Annotated in this window: 23 protein-coding genes and 1 tRNA gene; 11 read left to right on the top strand and 13 right to left on the bottom strand. The window is 68.9% G+C overall.

Going from position 1 to position 25,454, the window contains the following annotated elements; translation table 11 throughout:
* Window positions 1–4 precede the first annotated feature (4 nt).
* From QHF84_RS32115 to QHF84_RS32100, 4 genes are all read left to right on the top strand, one after another.
* The gene (locus tag QHF84_RS32115) at window positions 5–631 is read left to right on the top strand and encodes a histidine phosphatase family protein (RefSeq protein ID WP_281317297.1); all 627 of its coding nucleotides are present in this window, start codon (window positions 5–7) and stop codon (window positions 629–631) included.
* A gap of 82 nt (window positions 632–713) precedes the next feature.
* Window positions 714–1,367, top strand: a complete 654-nt coding sequence (locus tag QHF84_RS32110; RefSeq protein ID WP_281317296.1) for a glutathione S-transferase — start codon at window positions 714–716, stop codon at window positions 1,365–1,367.
* Between the two features lie 66 nt (window positions 1,368–1,433).
* Window positions 1,434–2,513, top strand: a complete 1,080-nt coding sequence (locus QHF84_RS32105; protein ID WP_281317295.1) for a phosphotransferase family protein — start codon at window positions 1,434–1,436, stop codon at window positions 2,511–2,513.
* Between the two features lie 5 nt (window positions 2,514–2,518).
* Window positions 2,519–3,007, top strand: a complete 489-nt coding sequence (locus QHF84_RS32100) for a hypothetical protein (protein WP_281317294.1) — start codon at window positions 2,519–2,521, stop codon at window positions 3,005–3,007.
* Between the two features lie 123 nt (window positions 3,008–3,130).
* On the opposite strand, the gene QHF84_RS32095 is transcribed toward QHF84_RS32100, so the two are convergent.
* From QHF84_RS32095 to QHF84_RS32075, 5 genes are all read right to left on the bottom strand, one after another.
* On the bottom strand, window positions 3,131–3,724 hold the full coding sequence (locus tag QHF84_RS32095) for a Fe-Mn family superoxide dismutase (protein WP_281317293.1): 594 nt from the start codon (window positions 3,722–3,724) through the stop codon (window positions 3,131–3,133).
* Between the two features lie 116 nt (window positions 3,725–3,840).
* Window positions 3,841–5,814, bottom strand: coding sequence for a bifunctional serine/threonine-protein kinase/formylglycine-generating enzyme family protein (locus QHF84_RS32090; protein ID WP_281317292.1), 1,974 nt, complete (start codon window positions 5,812–5,814; stop codon window positions 3,841–3,843).
* A 54-nt stretch (window positions 5,815–5,868) separates the two neighbouring features.
* Window positions 5,869–7,266 carry an NAD-dependent succinate-semialdehyde dehydrogenase gene (locus QHF84_RS32085; protein ID WP_281317291.1) on the bottom strand — a complete coding sequence of 466 codons (1,398 nt, stop codon included), beginning with the start codon at window positions 7,264–7,266 and terminating at the stop codon, window positions 5,869–5,871.
* Window positions 7,267–7,431: 165 nt separating this feature from the next.
* A complete protein-coding gene (locus QHF84_RS32080; protein ID WP_281317290.1) occupies window positions 7,432–8,022 on the bottom strand; it encodes a hypothetical protein in 591 nt (196 codons plus the stop codon).
* An 8-nt stretch (window positions 8,023–8,030) separates the two neighbouring features.
* Entirely contained in the window at window positions 8,031–9,098 is a 1,068-nt protein-coding gene (locus QHF84_RS32075; protein WP_281317289.1) for a PAAR domain-containing protein, read from the bottom strand.
* Window positions 9,099–9,343: 245 nt separating this feature from the next.
* Between QHF84_RS32075 and QHF84_RS32070 the strand changes: the two genes are divergently transcribed.
* Window positions 9,344–10,252, top strand: a complete 909-nt coding sequence (locus tag QHF84_RS32070; protein ID WP_281317288.1) for a PAS domain S-box protein — start codon at window positions 9,344–9,346, stop codon at window positions 10,250–10,252.
* On the top strand, window positions 10,249–10,821 hold the full coding sequence (locus QHF84_RS32065; protein WP_281317287.1) for a transglutaminase family protein: 573 nt from the start codon (window positions 10,249–10,251) through the stop codon (window positions 10,819–10,821). Before QHF84_RS32070 ends, QHF84_RS32065 begins: the two co-directional genes overlap by 4 nt.
* A 36-nt stretch (window positions 10,822–10,857) precedes the next feature.
* Here QHF84_RS32065 and QHF84_RS32060 read toward each other — a convergent pair whose 3' ends face one another.
* Both QHF84_RS32060 and QHF84_RS32055 read right to left on the bottom strand, forming a co-directional pair.
* Complete coding sequence (locus tag QHF84_RS32060) at window positions 10,858–11,679, bottom strand: STAS domain-containing protein (RefSeq protein WP_281317286.1); 822 nt, start codon at window positions 11,677–11,679, stop codon at window positions 10,858–10,860.
* Between the two features lie 72 nt (window positions 11,680–11,751).
* Complete coding sequence (locus QHF84_RS32055; protein WP_281317285.1) at window positions 11,752–14,937, bottom strand: PAS domain S-box protein; 3,186 nt, start codon at window positions 14,935–14,937, stop codon at window positions 11,752–11,754.
* A 280-nt stretch (window positions 14,938–15,217) separates the two neighbouring features.
* Between QHF84_RS32055 and QHF84_RS32050 the strand changes: the two genes are divergently transcribed.
* Window positions 15,218–15,778 (top strand): nuclear transport factor 2 family protein, encoded by a 561-nt coding sequence (locus QHF84_RS32050; protein WP_281317284.1) that lies wholly within the window; start codon window positions 15,218–15,220, stop codon window positions 15,776–15,778.
* A gap of 19 nt (window positions 15,779–15,797) precedes the next feature.
* Here the strand turns inward: QHF84_RS32050 and arfB are convergent, their stop codons facing one another.
* Entirely contained in the window at window positions 15,798–16,250 is a 453-nt protein-coding gene (gene arfB, locus QHF84_RS32045; protein ID WP_281317283.1) for an alternative ribosome rescue aminoacyl-tRNA hydrolase ArfB, read from the bottom strand.
* A gap of 201 nt (window positions 16,251–16,451) precedes the next feature.
* On the opposite strand from arfB, the gene QHF84_RS32040 reads away from it, so the two are divergent.
* The gene (locus tag QHF84_RS32040) at window positions 16,452–19,997 is read left to right on the top strand and encodes a hypothetical protein (RefSeq protein WP_281317282.1); all 3,546 of its coding nucleotides are present in this window, start codon (window positions 16,452–16,454) and stop codon (window positions 19,995–19,997) included.
* 63 nt (window positions 19,998–20,060) lie between these two features.
* Here QHF84_RS32040 and QHF84_RS32035 read toward each other — a convergent pair whose 3' ends face one another.
* A complete protein-coding gene (locus tag QHF84_RS32035; RefSeq protein ID WP_281317281.1) occupies window positions 20,061–20,876 on the bottom strand; it encodes a TIGR02594 family protein in 816 nt (271 codons plus the stop codon).
* Window positions 20,877–20,921: 45 nt separating this feature from the next.
* Window positions 20,922–21,410, bottom strand: a complete 489-nt coding sequence (locus QHF84_RS32030; protein ID WP_281317280.1) for a GAF domain-containing protein — start codon at window positions 21,408–21,410, stop codon at window positions 20,922–20,924.
* 155 nt (window positions 21,411–21,565) lie between these two features.
* On the opposite strand from QHF84_RS32030, the gene QHF84_RS32025 reads away from it, so the two are divergent.
* Entirely contained in the window at window positions 21,566–22,048 is a 483-nt protein-coding gene (locus QHF84_RS32025) for a hypothetical protein (RefSeq protein WP_281317279.1), read from the top strand.
* A gap of 426 nt (window positions 22,049–22,474) precedes the next feature.
* Here the strand turns inward: QHF84_RS32025 and QHF84_RS32020 are convergent.
* The 3 genes from QHF84_RS32020 to rpsU all read right to left on the bottom strand — a co-directional run bounded on the left by QHF84_RS32020 (window position 22,475) and on the right by rpsU (window position 24,047).
* Window positions 22,475–22,549: transfer RNA gene (locus QHF84_RS32020), tRNA-Pro, on the bottom strand.
* A gap of 118 nt (window positions 22,550–22,667) precedes the next feature.
* Window positions 22,668–23,735, bottom strand: coding sequence for a glycosyltransferase family 4 protein (locus QHF84_RS32015; RefSeq protein WP_281317278.1), 1,068 nt, complete (start codon window positions 23,733–23,735; stop codon window positions 22,668–22,670).
* Between the two features lie 87 nt (window positions 23,736–23,822).
* Window positions 23,823–24,047, bottom strand: a complete 225-nt coding sequence (rpsU, locus tag QHF84_RS32010) for a 30S ribosomal protein S21 (protein WP_136928365.1) — start codon at window positions 24,045–24,047, stop codon at window positions 23,823–23,825.
* Window positions 24,048–24,397: 350 nt separating this feature from the next.
* On the opposite strand from rpsU, the gene QHF84_RS32005 reads away from it, so the two are divergent.
* Window positions 24,398–24,898, top strand: coding sequence for a Fur family transcriptional regulator (locus QHF84_RS32005; RefSeq protein ID WP_281317277.1), 501 nt, complete (start codon window positions 24,398–24,400; stop codon window positions 24,896–24,898).
* 55 nt (window positions 24,899–24,953) lie between these two features.
* Window positions 24,954–25,376: a rubrerythrin family protein gene (locus QHF84_RS32000; protein WP_281317276.1), complete on the top strand. Its 423-nt coding sequence runs from the start codon at window positions 24,954–24,956 to the stop codon at window positions 25,374–25,376.
* Window positions 25,377–25,454 lie beyond the last annotated feature (78 nt).

Raw genomic sequence — 25,454 nt, 5'->3', positions numbered from 1 at the left:
GGGCGTGCCTTCCCTCCCGCAGGATCGCGCGGTGGTGCTGCTCTTGCGTCACGCGGAGCGACCTGCCATTCCCCCGGGAGAGACGGGCCAGTCGTTATCGCTCACCGAACGGGGCGCGCGGGCCGCGGAGGCGCTGGGCGAGGCGCTCGGCGAACGAATTCGTCGAGTGAACACGAGCCCGGTCCCCCGCTGCGTCGAGACCGCTGCGGCAATCCGGCGTGGCGCGAGCATTCTCGTGGACATCGTACCCGATCGGTGGCTCGGCGATCCCGGCCCGTACGTGCACGATCCGTCGCTCGCCTTCCAGAATTGGCTCGAGCTCGGGCCCGAGGGGGTGATCGAGGCGCTGGTCCACGGCCGGAAGGGCCTTGCGGGCATGCACGATCCCGACGCTGCGGCGCGAAGGCTCCTCGGCCACCTCGAACGATTCCTCGACGAAGCGGCCGGGCTCCACATCGCGGTCACCCATGACATCGTGCTCGTCGCCACGATCGCACGGCTGTGGGCGGAGCCGCTCGAGCGGCCTTGGTGGCCAGGTTTTCTCGATGCGGCGGCCCTCTTTCGAGAGGGAGATTCCCTCGTCCTTGCATACCGCGACCGCGCGGAGGTGGTCGGCCGAGGAGAGCGGTGAGGCCTTCCCACGGAACCCCCATCCGATCCATCATCTGCCCGCGGCATTCATCTCCTGCCGAACCAAAAAGGAATTCCAGCGCATGAAGCTCTGCGGCTTTCGCATCAGCAACTACCACAACAAGGTCCGCCTCGTCCTCCTCGAAAAGGGCATTGCGCACGAAGAGGATCCGAGCTGTTGGCCCTCCCAGGCTCCCGCATTTCTCGCTCGATCCCCCATGGGCCGGGCGCCCTTCCTGGAGACGCCGCACGGCGTGATCTGCGAGTCGCAGGTGATCTGCGAGTACCTCGAGGACGCGTACCCGGACAACCCCCTCTATCCGCGTGATCCGTTCGCCCGCGCCAAGGTCCGCGAGCTCATCCAGGTCTTCGAGCTCAACGTCGAGCTCGTCGCGCGGCGAACCTATCCCGCCGCGTTCATGGGCGGGACCCTCACCGACGAGGCCAAGGCCGCGATCAAGGCCGATCTCACCAAGGGCATCCGCGCCTTCTTGCAGCTCGCGAGGTTCGATCCGTACCTCGCCGGCGCGGAGCTCACGGTGGCAGACTGTGCAGCGGCCATGCACTTCCCGCTCATCTCGCTGGCCACCTCGCGCGTGTTCGGCGCGGACGTCTTCGCCGACGTTCCCCAGGTCGCGGCGTATGTCGAGCGCATCAACAAGCGGCCGCACTTCGCGCAGGTGCTCGCCGACAGCCGCGAGGCGTTCGCCCAGGTCATGGCGAACGGTCGCGGCTAGGCCCTTCGCGAAGCTCGCCTTTCCAATCGACGACGGCGGGGGCGTTCATGTTATAAGCCCCTCGCCATGCCCCTCGTGCCGCCGAAGAGCGCCCGCCCTCCGCGTGAAGCCCACCGCATCGACGAAGCCTCGCTCGCGCGCTGGCTCGCGGCGAACGTCGACGCTTGTCGCGGCGGAGGCACCGTCAACGCGCTCCAGTTCCAGGGCGGCCAGTCGAACCCGACGTACTGGATCGGCTTTTCGGGCCCCGACGGCGAGATCGAGCTCGTCCTGCGCAAGAAGCCGCCGGGGGAGCTTTTGCCCTCGGCGCACGCGGTCGAGCGTGAATACCGCGTGATGCGCGCGCTCGCCGGCTCGGACGTCCCCGTGCCCGAGGCCCTTTCGCTTTGCGAAGATCCGGCCGTGATCGGCACGCCGTTTTTCGTCATGCGCCACGTCCCGGGCAGGATCTTCTGGGATCCGCAGCTCCCGGGGACGAGCGGCCCGGACGAACGACGCGCCATCTACGAGGACCTCGTCCGCGCCCTCGCCGCGCTCCACCGCGTGGATTACGCGGCCGTGGGCCTCGGCGATTATGGCAAGGTCGGCGGGTTCGTCCCGCGCCAGGTCCAGCGCTGGTCGCGCCAGTACGAGGCCTCGCGCACGGGCGACGTCCCCGCGATGGAGGCGCTCATGGCGTACCTCGGCAAGAGCGCGCCCAAGCACGACGAGACCACGCTCGTCCACGGCGATTACCGCATCGACAACATGATCTTCGCGGCGAACGAGCCCCGCGCGCTCGCGATCATCGACTGGGAGCTCTCGACGCTGGGGCATCCCGTGAGTGACCTCGCGTATCTCTGCATGGGGTATCACCTCGCGCTCCCGGGGCGCGGCAGCCTCGTCGGCGCGGATTTCGGGGCGCTCGGCATTCCGGACGAGAAGGGGCTCGTCGAGATGTATTGCAAGCTCGCGGGCCGGGGCGAGATCGAGGACTGGCCTTATTTCATGGCGTTCGGCATTTTCCGGCTGGCGGCGATCGCGCAGGGCGTCTACAAGCGCAGCCTGCAAGGCAACGCGAGCTCGGAGAGCGCGGGCGCATTCGGCGCCGCGGTCTTCGCGCTGGCCGATCTCGGATGCAACATCGCCGGGGTTCGCCCGGGCTGATCATCATGGGAGCACGGAGGAACATCATGCGGGGGTTTTTCGCGGCAACGCTCGGGATCGGTCTCCTCGGATGCGGGACCTCGTCGGAGGCCACGCTGGACGGCCCGGAGGCGCCCACACAGGCGTCGATGCAATGCGAGGGCCCGCAGCCGCCCGTCGTGCAGAACGTGCGCTGGCTCGGCCCCGCGGCGGCCCCGGGCAAGGCGCCGCTCGCGGGCGTGCCCGTCGAGGTGAACAAGGCGTTCGCCTTCGAGCAAGGCGTCGAGGTCACGGTGCGGGAGGTGAAATACACGCCGGTCGCCGCGGATCGGAACCTCGCCATGGCCCGGATCACGGTTCGTAAAGGGAGCGAGACGAAAGACGTGAGCCTCGGGCGCGAATTGCCGGGCGGGAAGGTGTGTTATCAGCAGGCGACGGGGGTCTGGGTCGGCCTCGTGGAGACGGTGCCGAACAAGGCAATGCTCCGCGTGGGTTTGCCCCCGGCCGAGCCCTGAGAGGGGTTTTTGCATCGGCCGCATCGCGGGCGATGCACCCACGGTCCAGCGCTTGCGCTGGTCCTGGGTCCAGGGGCGGACAGCCCCTGGTCGGGCCCGGGGTGAAACCCCGGCGCTACGCCATCAGAGCCGCCCGTCGACGACGCTCCAGTTCACGTTCGCGAAGAAGTCCTCGAGGTATTTCGCGCGCTCGGTGGGCTTGAGGTACGCGCTCCACGCGTGCTCCCAGAGGTCGAGCACCACGATCGGGCGGTGGCCCGCGGGGTGGCCGACGTCGTGGCGGTCGATCCAGTAATTGTCGAACTGGCCGCGCGTGGGATCGAAATACGTGATGGCCCAGCCGACGCCCGGCATCTTGGCGACGCCGAGGAAGTCCTTCTTCCAGTCGTCGAAGCTGCCGTACTGGCGCGTGATGGCCTCGGCGAACCGCGAGTCCTTGCCGTCCGTGGCCTTCGCCGTGAGGTTGTCGAAGTAATACTCGTGGAGCAGGACGCCGTTGATCTCCCAGCCCGCGCGGCGCTTCAGCTCGTTGTACTCGAACGTGCTCGCCTTGTTTTCGGCGACCATCGACGCGAGCGTCTCGTTCAGCTTGTTCGAGCGCGTGACGTACCCATTGTAAAGCGTGAGGTGGACGGCGACCTGATCGTCGGTGATGCCCTGCAGGCCCTTGAGCGCCGAATAATCCTTCGCCGTGTACTTCGCCGGAATGATGGCCATGTTCGCCTCCTCTTTCGCTTCTTTTCGTAGGTGCGAAAGGGAATCGGCGCAAGGAAGCCTCCAATGCGTGGGCAGCTCTCCAACCCGTTGGCAGGCGTGACGAAAGATCGACCGCTTCAGTCCGCGGTCTTCGCGCAACGCACGCCCGTGCTGACGTGGCCCGTGGCGCGGTCGAATGCGTACCGTGTCGTGGTCTTGGCGGCGCTCGACGCGAAATCCCAGGAGCCGCCGCGGATCACGCCCTTCGCGCCCGTGGCGACGAGCGGATCCTTGCGCTCGCCTTTCGTGTAGGCGCCCGGATCGAAGGCGTCCGCGACCCATTCCCAGACGTTGCCGGCCATGTCGAGCGCGCCGAAGGGGCTTGCGTGATCGGGGAACGAGCCCACCGGCATCGTGCCTTTCGCCCGCCCGGGGCATTGGCCCGCCGCGCGCGCGAAATTGCCGAGCGTGCAAGCGACGGGCTCCTCGCCCCAGGGATAGAGGCGGTCGTCCTTGCCACGCGCGGCGTACTCCCATTCGGCCTCCGTGGGCAATCGTTTGCCGAGGAACGCGCAGAGCTTCGCCGCTTGCCCGTGGTCGATGCAATTGATGGGGTGGCGCGCCTTCGCCGGATCGGGCTCCGTGCAGAACGGCGCGAACTTCGTGGCCTCGGCCTCGTCCACGCCCGGCCCGTGCACGCCGCTCCGCGTGCATTTCCCCGCGGCCACGCAGCGCACGTAATCCTCCGCCGTGACCTCGGTGCGGTCGAGGTAAAACGGCTTCGAGATCGTCACGGTGTGCGCCGGTTTTTCGGTCTTCCCTTCCTTCGCGTGGCCCATCGTGAAGCTGCCCGCGGGCACGAGGACCATGTCCGCCGTCGAGCTCGGCAGCTCCACGTGGCCGAACTCGGGGCCCATGCGCGCGAGCGTCGGCGTGGGCTCGATCTCGCCGCGATGCTTGATCACCACGGACGCCGCAATGGCCGCCGCGACGAACGTGAAGGCGCCGATCGCCGCGAAAAGGGAGCGGCGCGAGGAGGCCGGTTTGCTCGTGCGCGCCTCGGTGATCTGGGGCGCGGTCGTGAGCGAATCGTGGCTGCCTTCGCGGACCACGGTCGTGCCCGGCGCGTCGGCCTCGATGGGCGAGGGGAGCGCCTCGCGGAGGGCGTCCCAGAAGAGGCGCGCCGAGGTATATCGGCCGCGCGGCTCGATCGCGAGCGCCTTCTGGAAGACGGCCTCGACGGCGTGGCTCGTGCGTACGCCGTGCGTGCGGGGCGTGGGCCGGAGCGAGACGTCTGTCGTGGCGATGTAGAGCTGCGTGACGTCGTCGCCGACGAGCGCGGTTTTGCCCGAGCAGAGCTCGACGAGCACGAGCGCGAGCGCATACACGTCCGTCCACGGCCCGGTCGCGCCGAACCGCCGATTGAACTGCTCGGGCGCGCCATAAAAAGGCGTGAACATCGACGGCGCGTGCCCGGTCTGCTCCATCGCGCGGGTGATCGACGCATTGTCGGCGATGACCTTGGCGATGCCGAAATCGAGCACCTTCATCGTGGGTGTGCCCGCGGGGGTCTGCGAGGCGCCGCCTCCCTCGATGGACGCGTCGCGCAGGAAGAGGTTCGCCGGCTTGATGTCCCGGTGCGCGATGCCCTCGTCGTGCGCGGCGGCGAGCGCGAGCGCCGCGGGTTCGAGGAGCGCGAAGGCGTCGGCGAGCAGCATGCCGCCCTTTTTTTCTTCGTTCCGGCGCGCGAGGAATGCCTCGAGCGTCTCGCCGTGCAGCCATTCGAGCACGAGATACGGCGCCCAGACGCCGTTCGGGGCGACGGCCGCGCCGACGTCGAGGGCCTGGACGACCGCGGCGGTGGCGCGCGAGAGCTTGCGGAGCAGGCGCCCTTCTTCGAGGAAGCTCTGCTGGAAACGCTCGCGTTCGTCCGGGGCGAGGGTGGAGGGAATCTTCAGGCACTTGACGGCGACCGGCTCGCCGAGCCCGAGGTGCTGGGCGCGGTACACCACGCCGAACCCGCCCTCGCCGACGACCGCCTCGACGCGGAATTTGCCGTCGATGGTTTGGCCCACCCAGGCGAAGGGATCGGCGAGAGCAGCGGACGCCATGCGGGCGTCGAGGATAACGCGAACGCGAGCGGAGGGGGAAGGGGAAGCGTTCGTCTATTCGGTCTCGGCCACGCTCGGGGCGGCGACGTCCTCGGCCCACACCGTCTTCACGTTGACGAACTCGCGCAAACCGAACACGCCGAGCTCGCGACCGTACCCGGATCGCTTGACGCCGCCGAACGGGAGCCGCGGATCGGAGGCGACCATCGCGTTCAGGAAGACCGCGCCGGCTTCGAGCTCGTCGACGAAGCGGGCGCTCTCCGCGGGGTCGCGTGTCCACGCGCTCGACCCGAGGCCGAAGCGGGTATCGTTGGCGACGGCGATGGCCTCATCGAGGTCGCGCACGCGGAAGAGCGTGGCCACGGGCCCGAAGAGCTCCTCGTGATGGGCGGGCGCTTCTCTCGGGACGTCCGTGAGCACGGTGGGCTCGTAATAATATCCGGGGCGATCGAGGCGTTTTCCGCCGAGGAGCACACGCGCGCCGGCAGCGACGGAGCGCTCGACCTGATCGACGAGGGTCCCGAGCACGTCTTTCGTGGCGAGCGGGCCGATCTCGGTCGCCTCGTCCATCGGATCGCCGATCACGAGGCGGGACATTTCCGCGACGAACCGCCGCTCGAAGGCGTCCGCGATCGCCTCGTGCACGATGAAACGTTTGGCCGCGATGCACGATTGCCCGGTGTTGATGGTGCGCGCCCGGACGGCCGTCTTCGCCGCGGCTTCGAGGTCTGCGCTCGGCATGACGATGAACGGATCGCTGCCGCCGAGCTCCATCACGGTCTTTTTGATCTCCTTGCCGGAGGTGCTCGCGACCTTCGAGCCCGCGCCCTCGCTGCCGGTCAACGTGACGGCGGCGACGCGTGGATCCTCGATCACCGCGGCGACCTGCGGGGTTTCGAGGAGGAGCGTCTGAAACACGCCCTCGTCGAAGCCGGCGCGGCGCACGATCGATTCGATGGCGAGCGCGCATCGGGGGACGTTGTGCGCGTGTTTCAGGAGGCCGACGTTGCCGGCCATGAGCGCGGGCGCGAGGAACCGGAAGACCTGCCAATAGGGAAAATTCCACGGCATGATCGCGAGGACCGGGCCGAGCGGCTGGTACACGATGAAGCTCCGCTCGGCCTCGGTCGGGACGACCTCGTCGGCGAGGAATCGCTCGGCGTTCTCCGCGTAATACCGGCAAGCGAGCGCGCATTTCGTGGCCTCGGCGATGCCCGCCCGGATGGGCTTGCCCATTTCGAGCGTCATCGTGCGCCCGTGCTCGACCTTCTCGGCCTCCAAAATCTCGGCCGCGCGCCGCATGCAGCGGGCGCGCTCTGCGATCGGTATGCGGCGATGACGGCGGAATGCCTGCGCGGCGAGCGCGAGCTTGTCGCCGAGCGCGCTCTCCGAGAGGGCCTCGAACGTGTCGAGGAGCTCGCCCGTGGCGGGGTTGATCGTCGCGATGGCCATGTCCCCGAGGATCGCTGAGGATCGGGGGCGCCCCTCGCAACCCCCGGGCGGGGCGCAATGAGATCACCGAGCTACCATGCGTCCTCATGCAGACGCGCGCACCGCAGGTGATGCGCTTCGGTCGCGACCCGCACGCCTGTCTCGAAGATTGCGTCGGCCGCGCGGTTACCCTCGCGGAGCTCGTAGCTCGGCCATCGCGCCGCGCAGGAACGCCGCGACGTTTTCGGCGCTCCACGTATCCCCGGGCAAGAGGCCCGGCGTCTTCGTCGTCAACGTTCCCTGCGCATCGATCATCACCCGCCGTCCCGCGTCGAAGGCCTCGCCCTTGACGCGGGCGACCGCAATCTCACCGGGCCACGCGCCCTGCAGGAACGCCATCACCTGGGCGACCATTTCGTCTTGATTGTCGATCCGCGCGACGACGGCGCGATCCGCCGTGAGCACGATCTCGGTGATCTCGTCGCCCGCCAGGTAAAACACGATCGACTTCGCCTGCGCTTCCGATCGCGCGAGCACGGCAAACTCCGGCGCCACGGCGACGGCCAGGGTTTGCATGAGGTCTTCATTGAAGTGCCACGTGCCCGGTCGTTCGGCCGGCGTGAGCCAGCCGTGCTCGTTCAGCTTGGCCACGAGCCGCGGGATGTTCTCCTCGGTGAACACGCGAAACAGGGACTCGTCGAGGCCCACGAGTTTCTTCGCATTCAGGAAGCCGACGAGGGCCGCGAGCTCCTCGATTTCGAGCGTATAGGCTTTCATCGCTGGCCCTAATCCCACAGGCTGTTCCAGGTGTCGGAGGCCCAATCCTTGGCGCCGTCCCAGGCGTCGGAAACCGTCTCTTTGGTGGCCTCCCAGGCGTTCGAGACCCCGTCGATCCCCCCGACGACCCCATCCATGATCACGTCGCCCGCGCCGTCGGTGAACTTCTGCCCCCCGCTGCGATCCGGCAGTTGGTCACGCCAGTACGAGATCCCGGACCGCTGACCGGAGAGCGGGCTCGACGTGTCGCGCCCCTCCTGCCCGAGATAATCGTATCCCGGGCCCTGGTTGTGATAATTGTACAGATACCCGCCGGCGTCGTGCACGGCGCCGTGATAGCCGATCGCAGAGTCGTTGCCGTCGACCGCCGCATTGCCCGGACCGACGAGCCCGCCGGTCGGATTGAGGAGCGCGCCGAACACGGGATCCATTCCCAGCGCATCCCCGGCGACCTGGCCATAGCGGAGCTGCGAGGTGCTCCCCATGTGATCGCCGTGGAGCCAGCCGTTGATCCCGGGGGGCGGATCGATTCCCTTCTCCGCGGCGATTCGCTCCTGCTCGGCGAGCGCGGCCTGATACCTCTGCCAGTCCTGCTGGATCTGTTCGAGGGGCTTGCCGCGCGCGTCCGCGATTTGCCGGAGCGCCTCCTGGACATCGGGATGGTTCGGGTCGTGGCGATGCTCCCAGAGCGTCTCCATCGCCTTCTTCAATTGCTCGGAGTTCGCCCCTTGCCATTCCTTGCCCACGAGCGTGGACAGATATTCGTCGGTGAAGAGCGCAGCCACGGCGTCGCCGGGCGCGAGGGGCCCGATGAGGACCGTGGGAAACCCCATGGCGACGACGCCGTCGTGCCGGGTCAGGTCGCCCTTGCGCGCGGCGGGTTTGCCGCCGATGAGCACGGTGGGCGCGCCCGTCTTGATCACGTCGGTCGGGCCCTCACATTGGCAGAGGTCGTCGATCCGCGCCGCCGCTTGTCCCCCAATGACGACGGTCGGACACCCCGGCGGAAGAATCGGCCCCCCGACATGAGCCGGACAGGTGTGCGCATCACCAACACGTGCCGCAAGCTGGGTCATGGCTCGCCCGCGATGGTATCAGAGGAGGGCCGGCGAGCGCAGCAAAAAGTACGTTAGTGATTTCGACGGGTTGGGCGCGCAGGTGATCCGTTGGCGTGGCGGAGGATGGCGAGCGACTGCGGCATCGTTCCCGTGCGTAACGTCGTACCCCACGCGCCGGGAAGACCTCCGCGTCCGCGCTCCATGACGATATTCTGATGGATCGGCCCGTGCGACCCTTGTAAGAGAGGGCCCTCGGCGGGACCATGGAACTACGTTACGAAGTGCTCCTCGGGGAGGCGCGAGACATCATCCTCTTCATCGGACAAGACGGTCGGATCGTCGAAGCGAACCCGGCCGCCTCCCGCGCTTATGGCTATTCGCAGGACGAGCTCCGCGCGCTCTCCATCCGCGATCTGCGCGACCCCGACACCGAGGCCGACATCGGCGCGCAAATGGCGCGCGCACTCCACGAGGGCCTGCTCTTCGAGACGTCGCACCGGCGCAAGGACGGGACCACGTTCCCCGTCGAGGTGAGCACGAAGCGTATCGACGAGGGCAGGACGCTCGTCAGCGTGATTCGCGACATCTCCGAGCGAAAACGCACGGAAGCCGAGCTCGTCCGCGCCCGCGAGGAGCTCGAGGAGCGCGTGATGGAGCGGACCCGCGAGCTCGAACATGCAAACACCACCCTGCGCGTGCAGGTCGAGGCCCTCGAAGCAGCCCGCAGCATCATCGAGCTGCAAGCCGAGGAGCTTCTGGAACGTGGCGCCCCCATTCTCGCGCTCCGGGAAGGGCTGCTCCTTTCCCCGCTCGTCGGCCCTCTCGACGCGTCGCGAGCCACGCGCTTCGCCACGCGCGTGCTCTCCGCAATCGCCACGAGCGGCGCACGGCTCCTCCTGCTCGACGTGACAGGGGTGTCGAAGCTCGATTCCGTGGCCGTGCGCGCCCTGCTCGACGTGGTCGCCGCCGCAAAGCTCGTCGGCGCCGGCGTGATCATGACGGGCATCCGCGCGGCGGCGGCAATGGAGCTCGCCACGAGCGGGTTCGACGTGGCAGATCTGTCGACGTATTCGACCCTGTCGCGCGGGCTCGCGGAAGCCCTGCGCAGGATGCACGCGGGCCCGAGGCGAGCTGTTGATGCAGCGCCATCAAGCTCCGAGGAGACGAGGTGAACGACTACCTGGCCACGACCGACATCATCGATTGGCAACATCCCGACGTCCGTGCGCAGGCTGCCGCGCTCGCACAGGGCGCCGCCGGGCCGGTCGAGATCGCCCGCCGCTGCTTCAACTGGGTGCGCGACGCAATCCGCCACACCCTCGACATCCAAGCCGGACCGCTCACGTGCACGGCCTCGGAGGTGCTGCGCCACCACAGCGGCTTCTGCTACGCCAAGAGCCATCTGCTCGCGGCCCTGCTGCGCGCGAGCGGCCTTCCCGCCGGGCTGTGTTATCAGCGGCTCGCCCATGAATCGGGCTTTTGCCTGCACGGCTTCAACGCCGTCCTGCTGCCAGGCCTCGGCTGGTACAGAATCGACGCGCGCGGCAACAAGCCCGGCATCGATACGACCTTCGAGCCGCCCAGCGAACGGCTGGCCTACGTCGCGACGGCGCCCGGTGAGGCGACCGATAGGGCCGTGTACGCGCATCCGCTGCCCATCGTGGTGGCCAAGCTGCGCGCGCATGCCGACTGGCAGAGCTTCGCCGCGGATCTGCCGGATCAGGTGCTCGTGTCCGCGTAGGTCGGAGCATGGGTCTTCGCTCCGGCGCTGCACGCTTCAGCGCTTTCGCGCAATCGTGAGCCCGAGTTTGTCGAGAGCGTCTCGGAGGCCGCTTGCGAGATCTGCGCGGGATCGCAGGCCTCCGAGATCGACGCCGGCTTCGACCATCGCGCGCGCCATGTGCGGCCGGACGCCCACGAGGATCGCCGTGGCGCCGAGCATTTCGACGCCCCGCGCCGCGCCCATCAAATGCTCGGCCGTCTCCGCGCCGACCGAGGGCAAACCCGTCACGTCGAGCAATACGACGCGGGATTGGTTGTCCACCACTGCTTGGAGCAAGAGCGGCGTGAGGTGCGCGGCGCGTGCGGCGTCGAGTGCCCCTACGAGCGGGAGCACGAGGATCCCCGGGTAGAGCGGGAGCACACGCGCGGAAAGCTGGAGGATTTCCTCGGACTGCGCGCGCACGAGCTTCTCGCGTGCGGCGAGGTAGGCGTCCGCGAGTGCCGCTGCGCCCATGTAACTCACGCGGGCGCGGACCCGCTCCCAGTGGACGCATGCTTCGAGATCGTCGCCGAAAAAGGACGCAAAGTCTTCGGTGACGACCTCGAAGCCGATGAGCATGCCTCGCAGGATGTCCGTGATGGTGACGCCGAGTCCCGAGCGTTGCTCGCCGAGCGCCCGGAGGAGCGCTGGGAACGCTTGCGATTCGTTTTTCGCGAGATCATGGCCCATCGCCTCGAACGCGCGCTTGAAGGCTCCGTGCCGCGCTGCCGCGGGCAGGTCGCGATAAAAGGGGATGTTCGCCGCCTCCACGCGCGCGCACGATACCGTCACGTTGTCCTCGAGCCGCTCCCAGAAGGCTTCGATCACGCGCTGCATGCACCTGCTCCGCTCGTCATGTTGCACGAGGGCGGGCGCGGAGGGAAAGCTCGCGTGGAGTGTCCCGTTACGTCAGGCGGGAACATCGACGGGGGTCACCATCGTGTCGATCAGGGAGATCAGCCGATCGTGGTCGACGGGCTTCGTGAGGTGATGGTCGAAGCCGGCCCGCCGCGCGCGTTTTCGGTCCTCCTCCTGCCCGTAGCCCGTGATCGCGACGAGGACGGCCGCTTGCGTCTCGCGTTGTGCGCGCAGGCGGCGCGCGACCTCGTAGCCGTCGAGCCCTGGCAAGCCGATGTCGAGCAGGACGAGCTCGGGCTGGAATGTCGCGGCGATCTGCAGCGTGCTCGGCCCGTCGTGGGCCATACGTGTCTCGTGGCCGAGGTAGCCGAGCATCAAGGCCATGCTTTCTGCGGCGTCGATGTTGTCGTCCACGACCAGGATGCGCCGGTGTTCGCCCCGGCGCATGAGCCCGCGCTCCTCGCTCGTCGGCGCGGGGAGGTCGTCCGCCGGCGTGTTGCGACGGATCGGCAAACGCACGGCGAACTCGGCGCCTTGGCCCGTGCCGCCGCTGCGCGCCGAGACCTTGCCGCCGTGCATCTCCACGAGTGTGCGCACGAGCGTGAGGCCGATGCCGAGGCCGCCTTGCGCGCGGTCGATGGCGCGGCTCGATTGCGTGAAGAGGTCGAAGACGTGGGGCAAGACGTCGGGCGGGATGCCGATTCCATTGTCCTCGACGCGGATCTGGACCTCGTCTCCTTCGACCTCGGCGGAGAGCCGGATCTGGCCGCGGGTCTCCGTGTACTTCGCTGCGTTGTTGAGCAGGTTCGAGAGGACCTGCGAGAGCCGGCCGACGTCTCCTTCGAGCATCACGCTGCCGGCGGGCATCCTGATCGAGAGCGCGTGCCCGGCCGCGTCGATGAGCGGGCGGCTCGTCTCCACGGCGCGGCTCACGATCGCGGCGAGATCGACGCGCTCCTTGCGCAGGATCAGCTTGCCTTGCGTGATACGAGCGACGTCGAGCAGGTCGTCGACCATACGCGTGAGCTGCTCGGATTGGCGATCGATCATGTCGTGCAGCCGCTCGATTCGTGCGTTGCCGGTGCGCGTGCAGCGGAGCACGCCCACCGCATTGCGGATCGTCGCCAGGGGGTTTCGGAGCTCGTGCGAGAGCATGGCCATGAATTCGTCTTTGCGACGGTCGGCAGCCCGGAGCGCCTCCTCCGTCCGCTGCCTTTCGCTGTGCAGCGCCGCTTCGGTTCGCTTGAATGCCGTGATGTCGACGAAGGCCCCGATGGAGCCGCGCAGCTCGCCGTTCGGGCCGCGCAGCGGGACGGCGCTGCCGAAGATGGTGATGCTGTCGCCGTCGTCGAAGACGATCTCCTCCTCCCAATCGCGTGCCGGCTCTCCGCGCGCGGCTTGCTGGATGGGCAGGTCTTCGGGGCGGAGCTCCTTGCCGTCGCGGAAGATACGCATGTGCGGCACGGTGTCGCCTTCTGCTCCCGTCTTCGAGATGTTCGCCTGTGTGAGCGGCACCCGCATCATCTCGTATGCGGTGCGGCTGCCGGTGATGACGTGGCATTGCGGATCGTGGGCGATCCAGATGGCGGCCGGCGTCGCATCCATCATCGCCTCGATCTCCTGGGCCCGCGCCCTCGCGCGCTCCTCGCTCTCCCGGAGGCCGTCTTCGAGCTGCTTGCGCTCGCTGATGTCCACCACCGAGCCGACGTAACCGCGAAAATCGCCACGTGGGCCGAAGCGCGGGGTCGCCGAGTCGAGCGCCCAGCGGTATTCGCCGTCCTTGCGTCGCAGGCGGTATTCGAATCGCGTGGATTCGCGGAGGCGGGAGGCCGCGAGGAATTTTCTCAGTATCTCCTCGCGATCGTCCGGGTGGAGCGCGTCGAGCCAGCCGTGGCCGAGGGCGCGCTCCGGGGTTTGACCGGTGAAATCGTACCAGCGCTGGTTCAGGAAGGTGCAGGCTGTGTCCGCCTCGGTGACCCAGATCATCACGGGTGCGGTGTCCGCCATGTTGCGAAAGCGCAGCTCGCTCTCGCGGAGGGCCTCCTCGGCGCGCTTTCGATCCGTGATGTCCGTCGATACCCCGCAGACGGCGTAGGGTTTGCCGTGGTGATCTCGCAAGGGAAACTTGAGCGAAAGGAAGGTGTGGACCTTGCCGTCGACGACCATTTCCTCCTCGCGCTGGAGCACGCGCTCGGAGCGGAGCACCTCGAGGTCGTTCTGGCGGAAGGCGTCGGCGACGGCGGGGGGGACGAGCTCGTGGTCGGTTTTCCCGAGGATCTGGCTCTCCGGCAGGCCGAAGTTCGCCTGTACGCGCGGGTTCGCGAGGAGGAAACGCCCGCCCTCGTCCTTGACGAAGATGGAGGCCGCGGAGTTGTCGATCAGCGACTGGAGCATCTCCTTGGTCTCGCGGACCTCTTGCTCATTTTGCACGCGATTGGTGATGTCGCGCCATGTCGCCATGAATCCGTCGCCCATCCGGACCACGCGCACGTCGTAGGCCCTCTGCAGGCGCCCGTCGGGGTCGTCGTTCTCGTCCTCGTAATGGAGGGCTTCGTTGAAGAGGGGCTCGCCCGTCTCGACGACCCGCGCATACTTCTCGATGCCGCGCGCGGCGCGCTTGGCAGGGTAGAGCTCGCGCAGCGTACGGCCGACCTGCGCTTCGAATGGCATCCGGTGGAGCTCGCAGGCGGCGGCGTTCACGTAATCGGTGCGAAAATCGACGATGGCGCCGGACGCGTCCCGAACGGCCGAATAGATACCCACCGCGTCGAGCGAGCACTCGACGGCCGCCCGGAAGCGCTCCTCGCTCGCGCGGAGCCGGGCTTCCTGGAGTTTTTCCGGCGTCACGTCGAGCGACACGCCGACCATGTGCGGCCGCCCGGCTCCGTCCGCGACGACGCGGCCGCGTGAACGGATCCACCGGATGGCGCCGTCGGATCGGCGAATGCGGTATTCGGCGAGGAAGTCTTTTCTCTCCGCGAAAGCCGCGGCGAAGCGCGCCTGCGTATGCGGGAGATCCTCCGGATGGATGGCCTCGCGGAAGACCTCGCGCGAAACCGGGCCCCCGTCCGGAGCCGGGCGCTCTCCGAACATGCGGAACACCTCGTCGGACCAGTAGCCGTGCTGCGCCCCCAGATCCCAGGACCAGTGCCCTGCACCGGACGCTTGGAGCGCGAGGTCGAGGAGCGCCCCGCTCTCGTCGTGCGGTCGGCAAGACGATCCCAACCCCCTGTCCATCCTGTCCTCCCGTGCTCGCCACGGCGTCGTCGGCGACTCGACTGTGTGCGCTGACATTACGTGACGTATCGACGACATGTCAACCGGGCCATGCAATAGGTCTTACCTCTTCAACGCATAGATTTCTTCAAAAGATCAGGCTTCTCCCGATTTGATTGCTCGGGTTTTCCTGAGCGCTCGTCTGGCTTCTTCCCGGGCTGAAACTCCGCATTTTCGTCCAAGCGCCCCGGCCGGCGGCCCGCTGTGTGCATCTCGCGGCGATTCGCTGGAGGCGACGCTCATGAAAAAGGTTCGCTCTTCTCTCCTCGCCGGACTCTCCCTCTGCGCCGCGCTCGCGATTCCGGCGCTCTCCGCGGCGCCCATGGGATGCAAAAAAGCCGCGACCTCGCAGCCGCAGCAAAGCGCGCCCGAGAAGCCCACCACGGAGCTCATGCAACGCACGTGGGACGCATGGAGCACCCTCGATCCGCGGAAGGTCGCCCCGTTCTACGCGAAGGACGAGGGCCTCGTCTTTTTCGATTTCGCGCCGCTCGAGCACCGAGGCTTCCATGCCTACGAGAAGGGTGTGAAGCAACTTCTCGCGGAGTTCAGCAGCCTGAAAGCCAAGGTCCGCGACGACGCCTGGATCGAGGCCCACGGCAATCACGCATTGGCCGCAGGGGTCGTGCACTTCGATGTCACGTTCCAGGACGGGATGACCGAGTCGTTCGACGCGCGCTGGACCGTGGTGTGGGAATGGCGCGAGGGGCAATGGCTCATCGTCCACGAGCACGTCTCGGTGCCGATCCACGACGGGCCGCCGGAAGCGGAAGGTCAGCAGGAGTCGAACCAGGGCGAGTAGCCCGATTCTCGCACCCGTTTCAATCGTCGGCGCGGCCGGCGCGTGATCGTTTGCGTTCCCCGGCGCGTTTTTTCTCGTCGAGGCGCCGCTCGACCGCGCCGCGGCTCGGGCGCGTGGGCTTGCGAGGCTTGGGCGCGACGAGCGCCGCCGCGACGAGCGCGCGGATCTTGTCGTGGGCGTCGGCCAGGTTTTTCAACTGATCCCGCGTCCTCTGGCTCGTGACGCGTAGCTTGCCCTCGGCGTCGAGGCGCGTGCGTACCGCCGCGAGCAGGCGCGCACGCGCGCCGTCGTCGAGGCCCACGATCGCAGCGAGATCGACCCGGACGTCGACCTTGGACTCGACCTTGTTCACGTTCTGACCGCCGGGACCGGACGAACGCGCCGTCGTGACGACGAGGGCCGACGAAGGGACGTGAACGTGATCGTTCACCACGATGGCGTCGGAGGGTGTGCGGGTTTCTCGGGGATCCACGGGTCGTCTCCTCGTCGCGTTGCCGCGCGGAGGAAAGCATCGAGGCAGGCGTTCGTCGAGATACGAACCGATGCCGCGCATCATTGCCTGCAAGAGCGCTCACCGAAGCGGGGCATCTATTGCCAGGCGACACCCGCGTCCGGTAGAGTCCGGACCCCGCCGAATTCCCGGGCGCGGGACGGAAGCGGGGACGAGGGCGGCGTGAGCGATCGGCAGGGGATCATCGTCGGGCTCGCTTCGGCACGCGGAGGCGTCGGGCGCGCGATGGCCATCGCCAATGTCGGCGCGCTCCTGGCGCAAAAAGGCAAGCGCGTGCTCGTCGTGGATCTGGCCGTCGACGAGCCCGCCCTGGAGCGATATTTCCAGGGGCGAGGCGAGGGCCGGAGGGGCGCGGGGGTCGTCGATTTCTTCGAAGGCGTGCGCGCGGCCGTCTCGCCGCTCGTGTCCGGGCGGGGGCGGGATGCGCCGCCCGAGGCGGTCGTGCGCGCCGGGATCACGCAGTTCCTCGACGGCGGCGCGGCGATCCGCGTGGTGCCGCTCAAGCTCGGCGGAGCGCCGGCCGAGATGTTTTACTGGCCCGCCGAGGGGGCGCGATCAGCCGTGACGCGGGCGCGGGTGATCGAGGATAACCCGTGGCTGCTCGCGCCGCTCGCGCAGGCGCTCCGGGCCCGGTACGACGAGGTGCTCGTGAACGTGCCCTCGGGCCGGACCGAGGCAACGGCGCTGCTCGCCGCGCACCTCGTGGACAAGCTCGTGCTGCTCGTGGACGACGCGTCGCTGGAGGAGGCGATCGAGCTCGGGCGGTTCGCGCATGCGCGGCGCGTGCTCGTGGACGCGAGCCGGCCGCTTCCGCTGTTTCCGCTGCTCGTGCGCGTGGAGGAGGGCGCGAGCGGGCGCGCGTTCGTGCAGGAGGCGAAGGAGCAGCTCGAAGGGCTGATTTACGAGACGACGAACGTGATGGGCCGAGATCTCGGGCCCTACCTCGGGCTCGCGACGATCCCGTGGAACGAGCGGGCGGCGCGGGGCGCGGCGATCGCGGCGGAGATCGAGTCGGCCGCGGATCCGAAGAGCCTGGCGCACGCCTATCTGCGATTCGTGCAATGCCTGCGGCGCCAGAGCCCGCTCGACGTGGGCGAGGCGGCGCGGCCGAGCTCGCGGGATCTGTGGGCCGCGATCGAGGCGCGGCGCGGGCGATCCGGGCCCGATTCGTCGCCGCCGCCGTCGTCGCGGCTCGTCGTGGAGGATCGGGGCTCGTCGCCCGGGTCCGCGCGCACGCCGCAGAGCGTGCGGCTCATCGAGGGAGATCCGTTCGTGCGCGCGGCGGCGCTCCGGGCCGAGGGGAATTTTCGGGCCGCGAGGAAGGCGTATCTCGAGATCGCGCGCGGCGAGATCCGCGACGAGGGAGGTTCACGCGACGCGGCGCGGGCCTTGCTCGCGCTCGGGGATCTTTCGATCGAGTCGGGCGACACGAGCGTCTCCGATTACGGCGAGGTGATCCGGCGCTTTTTCCCGCGGCGATTCGAGGACCGGGAGTTCCTCACGGCCGTGCTGCTCGCGTCGTATCGCCAGGGCAAATTCCACGCGGGCCGCGAGGCCTGGGCCGAGGCGTGCAAGCACCTCGGGATGGCGCTCGAGCTCGCCGAGGAGATACGCCTGACGGGAGAGCCGCCGTGGCTCGGGGCCGTGCACGCCGACGCGGCCCACGCGGCGGGCATCTGCTGCCAGGAGCTCGGCTGGGACGATACCGCTGCAAACCATTTTTCGATGGCCTGCGCCGCAGGTGTGGGCGCCGCGGGCAGTGGCTATCGCGCCGTGGAGGCGGCGTCGCTCTCGGGGTCGGTGTTCTCGCTCGGGCGCATGGGCGCGCATGATCGGGCGCTCGAAGCGGCGAGGGAGCTCGCCCTCCGGGCCGACGCGCCCGGCGCGCAGGCGCTCTCTGCGTGGTTTGCCCTCGGGGCCGCGAATGCGGCGGCGACGCTGGCGCTCGCGGGCCACCCCGGAAAGGCCGCCACGACGCTCGCGGGGCTGCGCGAGCGGCTCGCGGGGGCCACGGAGACGCCTTCGTTCGAGATCGCGGCCGCCGTCGCGTGCAACGAGGTGACGGCGCTCGACGCCGCGGGCCGGCACGAGGAGGCGGAGGCGCGGATCGCCGAGGTGCGCGCGCGTTTCGGGGGGACGCTTCACCTGCCCGTGCTGGAGGCGCTTTGCGCGGCGGAGTGCTCGCACGCGATCGCGCGGGCCGCGCGTGGAGAGGCGCGGGAGGCGAGCGAGGCGCTTTCGATCCTGCGGGATCGGCTGATGCGTGCGTGGCTCCGGCTCGAAGCGGGGCCGAGCCTGCTCGCGCTGGTCGCGGGGGTGTCGTATTCGCTCGCGTGCGTGCTCGAGCGGGAAGGGCGCGTGGACGAGGCGCGCGCGGCGCTCGCGGAGGCGTCGCTCCGCGCGCGCTGGGACGATCCGCGGAGGCCACGTATCCTCGGGCGCGCCGGGCTCGCGCTCTTGCGGGTCGCGTCGATGCTGCAGGGGTTCGGCGTGCCGGCGAGCGAGGCTTCGTTCGAGGTCGCCCGCAAGCACCTGCGGGAGGCCGCGGAGCACGGCGGGTCGGATCCCTTCCTGCTCGGCTGCGCGGGGATCCTCGCGCTCTTCCGCGCGGACGAGGAGGAGGCGCGGAGCTTTCTGGAGAAATCGTTCACGCGAGGCGGAGAAGCGGCGCTCGCGCGGGCGTGGGGCGCCGTGCGGGCGGCCATGAAGCCCCTCGATGGCTGGTTCGTCCGCGAGATCGGGGCGCGGATCACGTCGATCTCCGGCGAGACGCGTGACGCGCTCGGCGCGCGGGATCCCTCGGGCCTTTCGTGGATCCACGCGCTCGCCGGCGCGCCCGTCGCCGCGCGGAAGGAGGGCGCTGCCGGGGGCAAGACGCTGCCGGTGGCAGCGCCGGGCGGAGGGCTCGGCTGGGCGAACACGCGGGCGATTCGCAGCCACGCGGCGGCCGTTTGTCGGCCCGATACATCTCTCTCCGCGGAGCCTCCGGTCCCGTGGCTCTCGTGTCCGCTGCTCCTCCTCGAGCAGCAGGACGAGGGCGCGATCGCGCCGTCCGGGCGCGCGCGGGGCGAGGCGCCCGAGGTCGTGCTGCCCGGAATCACGCCATCGGAGCCGAGGACGGGGCCCGACGGTGAGCTGCTCGGCGCGCTCGCGGCGCTGTATACGGGCACGTCGGCCTATCGCGTGGCATTGCGGCGGACGACCGTACACGCGGAGGGCGTGGAGGAGGTGGCGGAGCTCGTGGACGCGTGGCGCGGCGAGGACGGCGAGCCGCTCGTACGCATCTTCGCGGACGATCCGGCGGAGGAGGTCCTGGTCGCGAATGGGTACGAGACCTCACTCGTGCGTCGCGGGCACGTGATCGCGAAGTCGACGCTGGAGGATTCGCCATATATCGCGCTCGCAGCGGTCGTTTCGGAGGGCCTCGCCGCGGCGTTCGACGTCGTGGTCTCGGGGGACGAGGAGCGCGCGTGGATGGCGGTGATCTCGGCGGTCCCGCGCAGGCCGCGTGCTGGATGCGCGCGGGCCCGGATCGAGGTCGACCGGGTGCTCGTCGCGCGGGGGGATCTGGGAGCGATCCGGCGCGTCGTGATCTGGGACGCGCGCGGGGACGAGCACCGATTCACGGCGGAGGGCACGACCCGGCTTTTGCCGTCTGCCTCGGCGTTCGTGCAACGAGACGCGGGCGGGCCGGCGACGAAGCGGTGAATGTCAGAGCGCCGAATCGTTCGGCGCAGCGAGATCGCGAAGCGAGATCGCCTCGCGTCCCCCTCAGGACGACGGCCAGCGATAGGCCTTGAGCCGCCATTTCGTCTTGGCGAAGCTCGATTCCTTCACGGAGTTCGATTGGTTTCCGCCGAGGAGAACGTAATGGGTGTTCGTCTCGCGGACCAGGAACCCGACGTGATTGCCGGACGTCGACAGGGACGAGTTCGCGGCGCTGGAATTGTAGATGACGGTGATCGCGCCCTGGCGCGCGGTCGTGGGCGAACCCCATTTCACCCAGCTCGCGGCGGCGGCCGAGTTCGTGCCCTTGATGCCGGCCTTCTTGAGGACCCAGTTCACGAACGAGGCGCACCACGCGATCTCGTCCGACTTCGCGCGGAGCGTGGTCGTCGCGTGATACTCGATGATGCGCGGATTGGCCGCCTTGCCCGAGGTCTCGCGGGTGCCCTCTTCCTTGCGCGCGATGGCCATCCACGAGGCGCTGCCCGCGCCGGGATTCACCGGGGCCGGCTCGGGCTCGGAGGGTTTGGGTGTGGCCGGGGCCGGCGCCGGGCGCGCGGGCGCAGAGGGGGTGGGATCCGCGCCGCCGGCGGGCCGATACTGGAAGCTCGCGCCAATGGCCTTCGCGTCGGGATCGAGGACGGCATCCCAGGTGCGCGGTCCGACGATGCCGTCGTCCTTGAGGCCCCGCTTGCGCTGGAAATGGCGCACGGCGGCGTCGGTCCGCGGGCCGAACTGGCCGTCGGGGCTCATGGAATACGCCCAACGCTTGAGCTCACGCTGCAGGAGGCGGACCTCGTCGCGGAGATGCGGCGCCGCGTCGGGATATCCGCACGGCATTCGCAAGGTGGGGCGGAGCATGCGGGCGAGTGTAAGGGATGGGCTGCGAAGAGGGAAGATGCCCCTTCAAGGCGTGCGGGCGAACCAGCCGACGAGCGCCTCGAGGCGGCGCCGGTCCTCGTCGTCGAAGGCAGCAGGGCGGTCGGCGTCGATGTCGAGCACAGCGAGGAGCGCGCCCGAGGCATCGAGGACGGGGACGACGATTTCGGAGCGGGAGCGAGCGTCGCAGGTGATGTGGCCGGGGAAGGCGTGCACATCGGGGACGACGACGGTTCGGCGCTCGCGAGCCGCAGTGCCACAGACGCCCTTGCCGAAGGGGATTTCGAGGCAGCCGAGCGTGCCTTGATAAGGACCGACGCGGAGGAGGTCGGGTCCGACGACGCGGTAGAAGCCGGTCCAGAGATGGCCGAAGCCATGATGCAGGAGCGCGCTCATCGTGGCCATGGCCGCGATGGGATCACAGAGGCCCGCGAGGACGGCTTCGAGCGTGCGGTCCAATTCGTCGTAGGCGCGGTCCTTGGGCAAGCCGCGGAGATCGAGGGTGGATTCGGCCATGGGACGCGGACGATACTACGAAGCGCGTGCTGCGCCACGGAGCGCGTGAAAGAGTGGATCTTCCACGCGACGTCGTTTATACGCGAAATGGTAGCCGCCGATCCGTACCCGCACGGGCGCGGAGGGGGCCGGCGGGCTCCATGGAGGCGCTTGTCATGTCGAAGAAGGTTTCCGCGATTCTTTCCGGGGCCGCGCGTATCGCAACGCTCGGTCTCCTCGCCGCAGCATCCGCGGGCTGCATCGTCGTGAAGATCCCGCCGCCGAAGAAGGGCGATGCGTTCCAGCCTCCGACCTCCGCAGCACTGCCGATCAAGCGCGGCGATACGCATCGCTTCCGCATGGACTGCGGCGCCAAGGCAACGTTCCGTTCGGACATCCCCAACGCCGAGCGTCTGGTCATCGAGTTCAAGGGCGAGAACCTGAGCCCCGTCGATCAACAGACGACGGCGTCGCTGCGTCTGACCTGGAACGGCGCAGGCGCAGCCCTCGACCTGCCCATCGGCGTCGGCGACAAGGGCGACCGCAGCACGGGCGGCAGTCTTACCGTGACCGGTGACCCCGGCCGGCACGAGGCAACGCTGTCGATGGACGACGCGCCTGACTGCGGCCCGGTCAACTTCCGCATCGGCTTCAAATGACCCCGCGCGGCCCTAGCGGCCGCGCATCGGTCTCATCCTGGACCGTGGAGCCGGGGCGCTGCCCCGGACCCCGCGGGGGCTGTTCGCCCCTCGACCCGAACCAGGGCAAGCCCTGGACCTCAGGTGGAAAAACTGCGCGGTGCGCAGTTTTTCCAGCAGGCCCGGCGGCAAGACGACGAACGTGCGTTTCACGCTGAACCGTCAGCGCTTCCGTCTCGGTTGACGGGAGCGTCGCCGGTCTTGACCCGGCTCGTTCGATGAACTGCGCATCGCGCAGTTCATCGACCCCGAGTCCAGCGCTTGCGCTGGTCCGGGTCCAGGGGCGGACAGCCCCGGTGGGGCCTGGGGCAAAGCCCCAGCGAAACGGCTTCTTTACGAAGCACAAAAAACCGAAAGGTCCGGAGGACGTTCATCCTCCGGACCTTGTCGGGGCGAGTGGATTTGAACCACCGACCCCTTGACCCCCAGTCAAGTGCGCTAACCAGGCTGCGCTACGCCCCGAACCGCTCTGCGTGGTGTTTCCCCTGCAGGGCGAGGCGGCACCCTAGTCGAACTGTCGAGGATTGCAAGAGCCTCGTTCGTCGCTTTTGTACGTCCGTTGCGGATTTTGGGGGGCGCACTACGTACGCGCAGCCGCGGCGGCTTGGAGCGCGGCCGAAAGGGCTTGGACGTCGGGCGGGGCGACGACGAGGCCGGGGTCGTGGCGAGCCCACACGGCGACGTCACCGGCTGCGCAGGCCACGACGGGCACGCCGAGTGCGCGTGCCTCGCGCACGACGGTGGGCGCAGCTTCTTCTGCGGAGGCGTGCAGGAGCACGTCGGCTGCGGCGATCCATGCGAGGGCTTCGTCTCGCGGCACGAGGCCGACGAAATGTGCAGTGGTGCGACGGGCACGCGCGAGGGCCTCGAGTTCGGCGCGCAGCGGGCCATCACCGACGATGACGATCGACATCGACGCGGAGGTCGCGGCCTCGATCGCGAGGTCGACACGCTTTCCGGGGACGAGGCGGCCTGCGGTGACGATGAGTTTGTCCGCGGACGGGTGAGGATCGAGCGCGGCGCGAAGTGCATGGGCGCGCGTGGTGACGTCGGGGAGGTCGAGGAGGACGGGCTCGATGCGGGAGGCGCGTTCGAGGCGTGCAGCGAGCGGCGCGGGCAAGGTGCGGGAGAGGGCGTCGAGGGAGGTCGTTGCGGCGAAGCGGAAGGAGGCGTCGCGATCGAGGAGGGAGCGCACGATGAAGAGGCGCGCGGCGGCGGGCATCGCGCAGAGGAGGCGCACGTCCGCGCCATGGCCGACGACCTCGAGCGGCGCGGGAAAACCGAGCAGAAGGGGAACGGCCGAGGGGACGATCCAGTGCGCGATGGCGCGATCGACAGGGCCGATCGCGGAGGCACGCGCGCGCGCGGCGACGGCGAACGGGAGTGCGTGGAGCAGGCGGGCGGGTGAGCGGCGTGCGCGATCGATCGCGCCTGGCCATCCGAAGAGCGCGCCTCCTCCTGCGGGGTGCACGTGAAGCGAGGCGACTGCGGGATCCTGCGTGGACTCGTCGAAGGGTGATCCTCCGGGCGCGACGACGTGCACCTCGTGCCCTTGCCGCGCGAGCGCGCGTGCCTCGGTGCGGACGAAGTGGCCCGAGGGATCGGCGTCGCTGGCCGGATAGGACGTGGTGATGACGAGTTGCTTCAAGGTCGAACAAAACGACGAAACGCCGGACTCCGCGGAGCGGCCGGCGTCTTCGTCGGTGGACCCGAGGCGCGCGGACGCGCCGCCGGGCTATTGCATCACATCCATCTTGGACCGCTTGCGGCGGCGGCGGGCAGCCTCGGACGCCTTCTTGCGGCGCTTGACCGAGGGCTTCATGTAGTGCCGGCGCCTCTTGAGCTCACGAAGGATGCCCTCCGCGGCCATCTTCCGCTTGAGGTGCTTGATCGCGCGCTCGATTCCTTTGTCGCCCACGGCGACCTCGAGCGGTTTGCACTGAATGGCGTCGGTAGGCATCTCTGAACGCGTCCTCTCGTTTCCGTCGTGCGGGCCCTGCTCCCCCGGGCCGCGCGGGGCGTTGTCGTCCTTCGTTTTCCGGTTTCCCCGCGGCGCGCAGGTACACGTGTACGTGAACCCGGTTCGCGAGGGGGCGACAGTATGTCAGTGGGTTTTTTGTCTGGCAAGGCCGTCCACGCGTGTTCGCGAAGCCCGTGGATCGTGCGCCAGGCAAAACCGGTGAGGTTCTCCACGATTTTTCGCGCTCCCCTCTGCTGACCCTAGGGGGGCCGCTGACAGAGACGAGTGTAGGGATTTTCCTCAACTCAGGAGGACTTGCACCTGAGAAAGGTTCTAAGTATCCAGCGGACGTGCCGAACGCGTGCCCCGAGGCCGAAGCACGTTTTGCCGAGATGCTTTCGCGCGTCCGGGCCTCCGGCCTCAAGCTGACGCCGCAACGCCTGGCGATCGCGCGCGAGCTCGCAGGCGACCCGACGCACCCGACGGCCCAGGAGCTCTTCGAACGGCTCCGCCCCGCGATGCCGACGATGAGCTTCGCGACCGTGTACAACACGCTCGACGCGCTCGCCGCGGCAGGGCTCTGCGTGTCCTTGAGCCTGTCGCCGGGCGCGGCGCGCTTCGACGCGAACATGACGCCGCACGACCACGCGGTGTGTGATCGCTGCGGCCTCGTGCGGGACGTGCCCTCGTGCGCGCACGCCGAGCCGCGCGCGGCGCTCGCGCCTTGCGTCAACGCGGCGACGCCGGGGTTTTCCCTGCGCGCCGTGGAGCGCATCTACCGCGGGCTGTGCGAGGCCTGCGCCGCGGACGAGCCCACGTTTGGCCGTACGCGCGCGGGCAAACCACGCTAGTTTCACCACGCAGTTCCTTCTCATCGTTGGAAGTACGAAGGAGACGAGAGCACCCATGGCGAACCTCGCAGGAACCAAGACCCACCAGAACCTGAAGGACGCGTTTGCCGGCGAGTCGCAGGCGAACCGCCGTTATCTCTACTTCGCCAAGGTCGCGGACGTGGAGGGGCGCCCCGAGATCGCGGGCCTCTTCAAGGACACGGCCGACGGCGAGACGGGCCACGCGCACGGCCACCTCGACTACCTGAAGCAGGTCGGCGATCCCGCCACGGGCCTGCCGATCGGCAACACGGAGAAGAACCTCAAGGCCTCCGTCGCCGGCGAGACGCACGAGTACGAGACGATGTACCCGGGCATGGCGCGCACGGCCCGCGAGGAGGGCTTCGACGACATCGCCGAGTGGTTCGAGACGCTCGCGAAGGCCGAGAAGTCGCACGCGGGCCGCTTCGCGAAGGCCCTCGATTCCCTCGACTTCTGAGCGAGTGTAACGCGCGGCGCGCGGGCGAGCGGCAAGCGCTGCTCTCCCGCGCGCCTGCCGCGGTCGAGGCACGTCCTT

Origin of the sequence: Polyangium sp. y55x31 (genome assembly GCF_029946505.1) — a bacterium.
Taxonomy (GTDB): domain Bacteria; phylum Myxococcota_A; class Polyangia; order Polyangiales; family Polyangiaceae; genus Polyangium.
The sequence above is the reverse complement of the archived record's forward strand: the minus strand, read 5'-3'. Positions and strand labels throughout refer to the sequence as shown.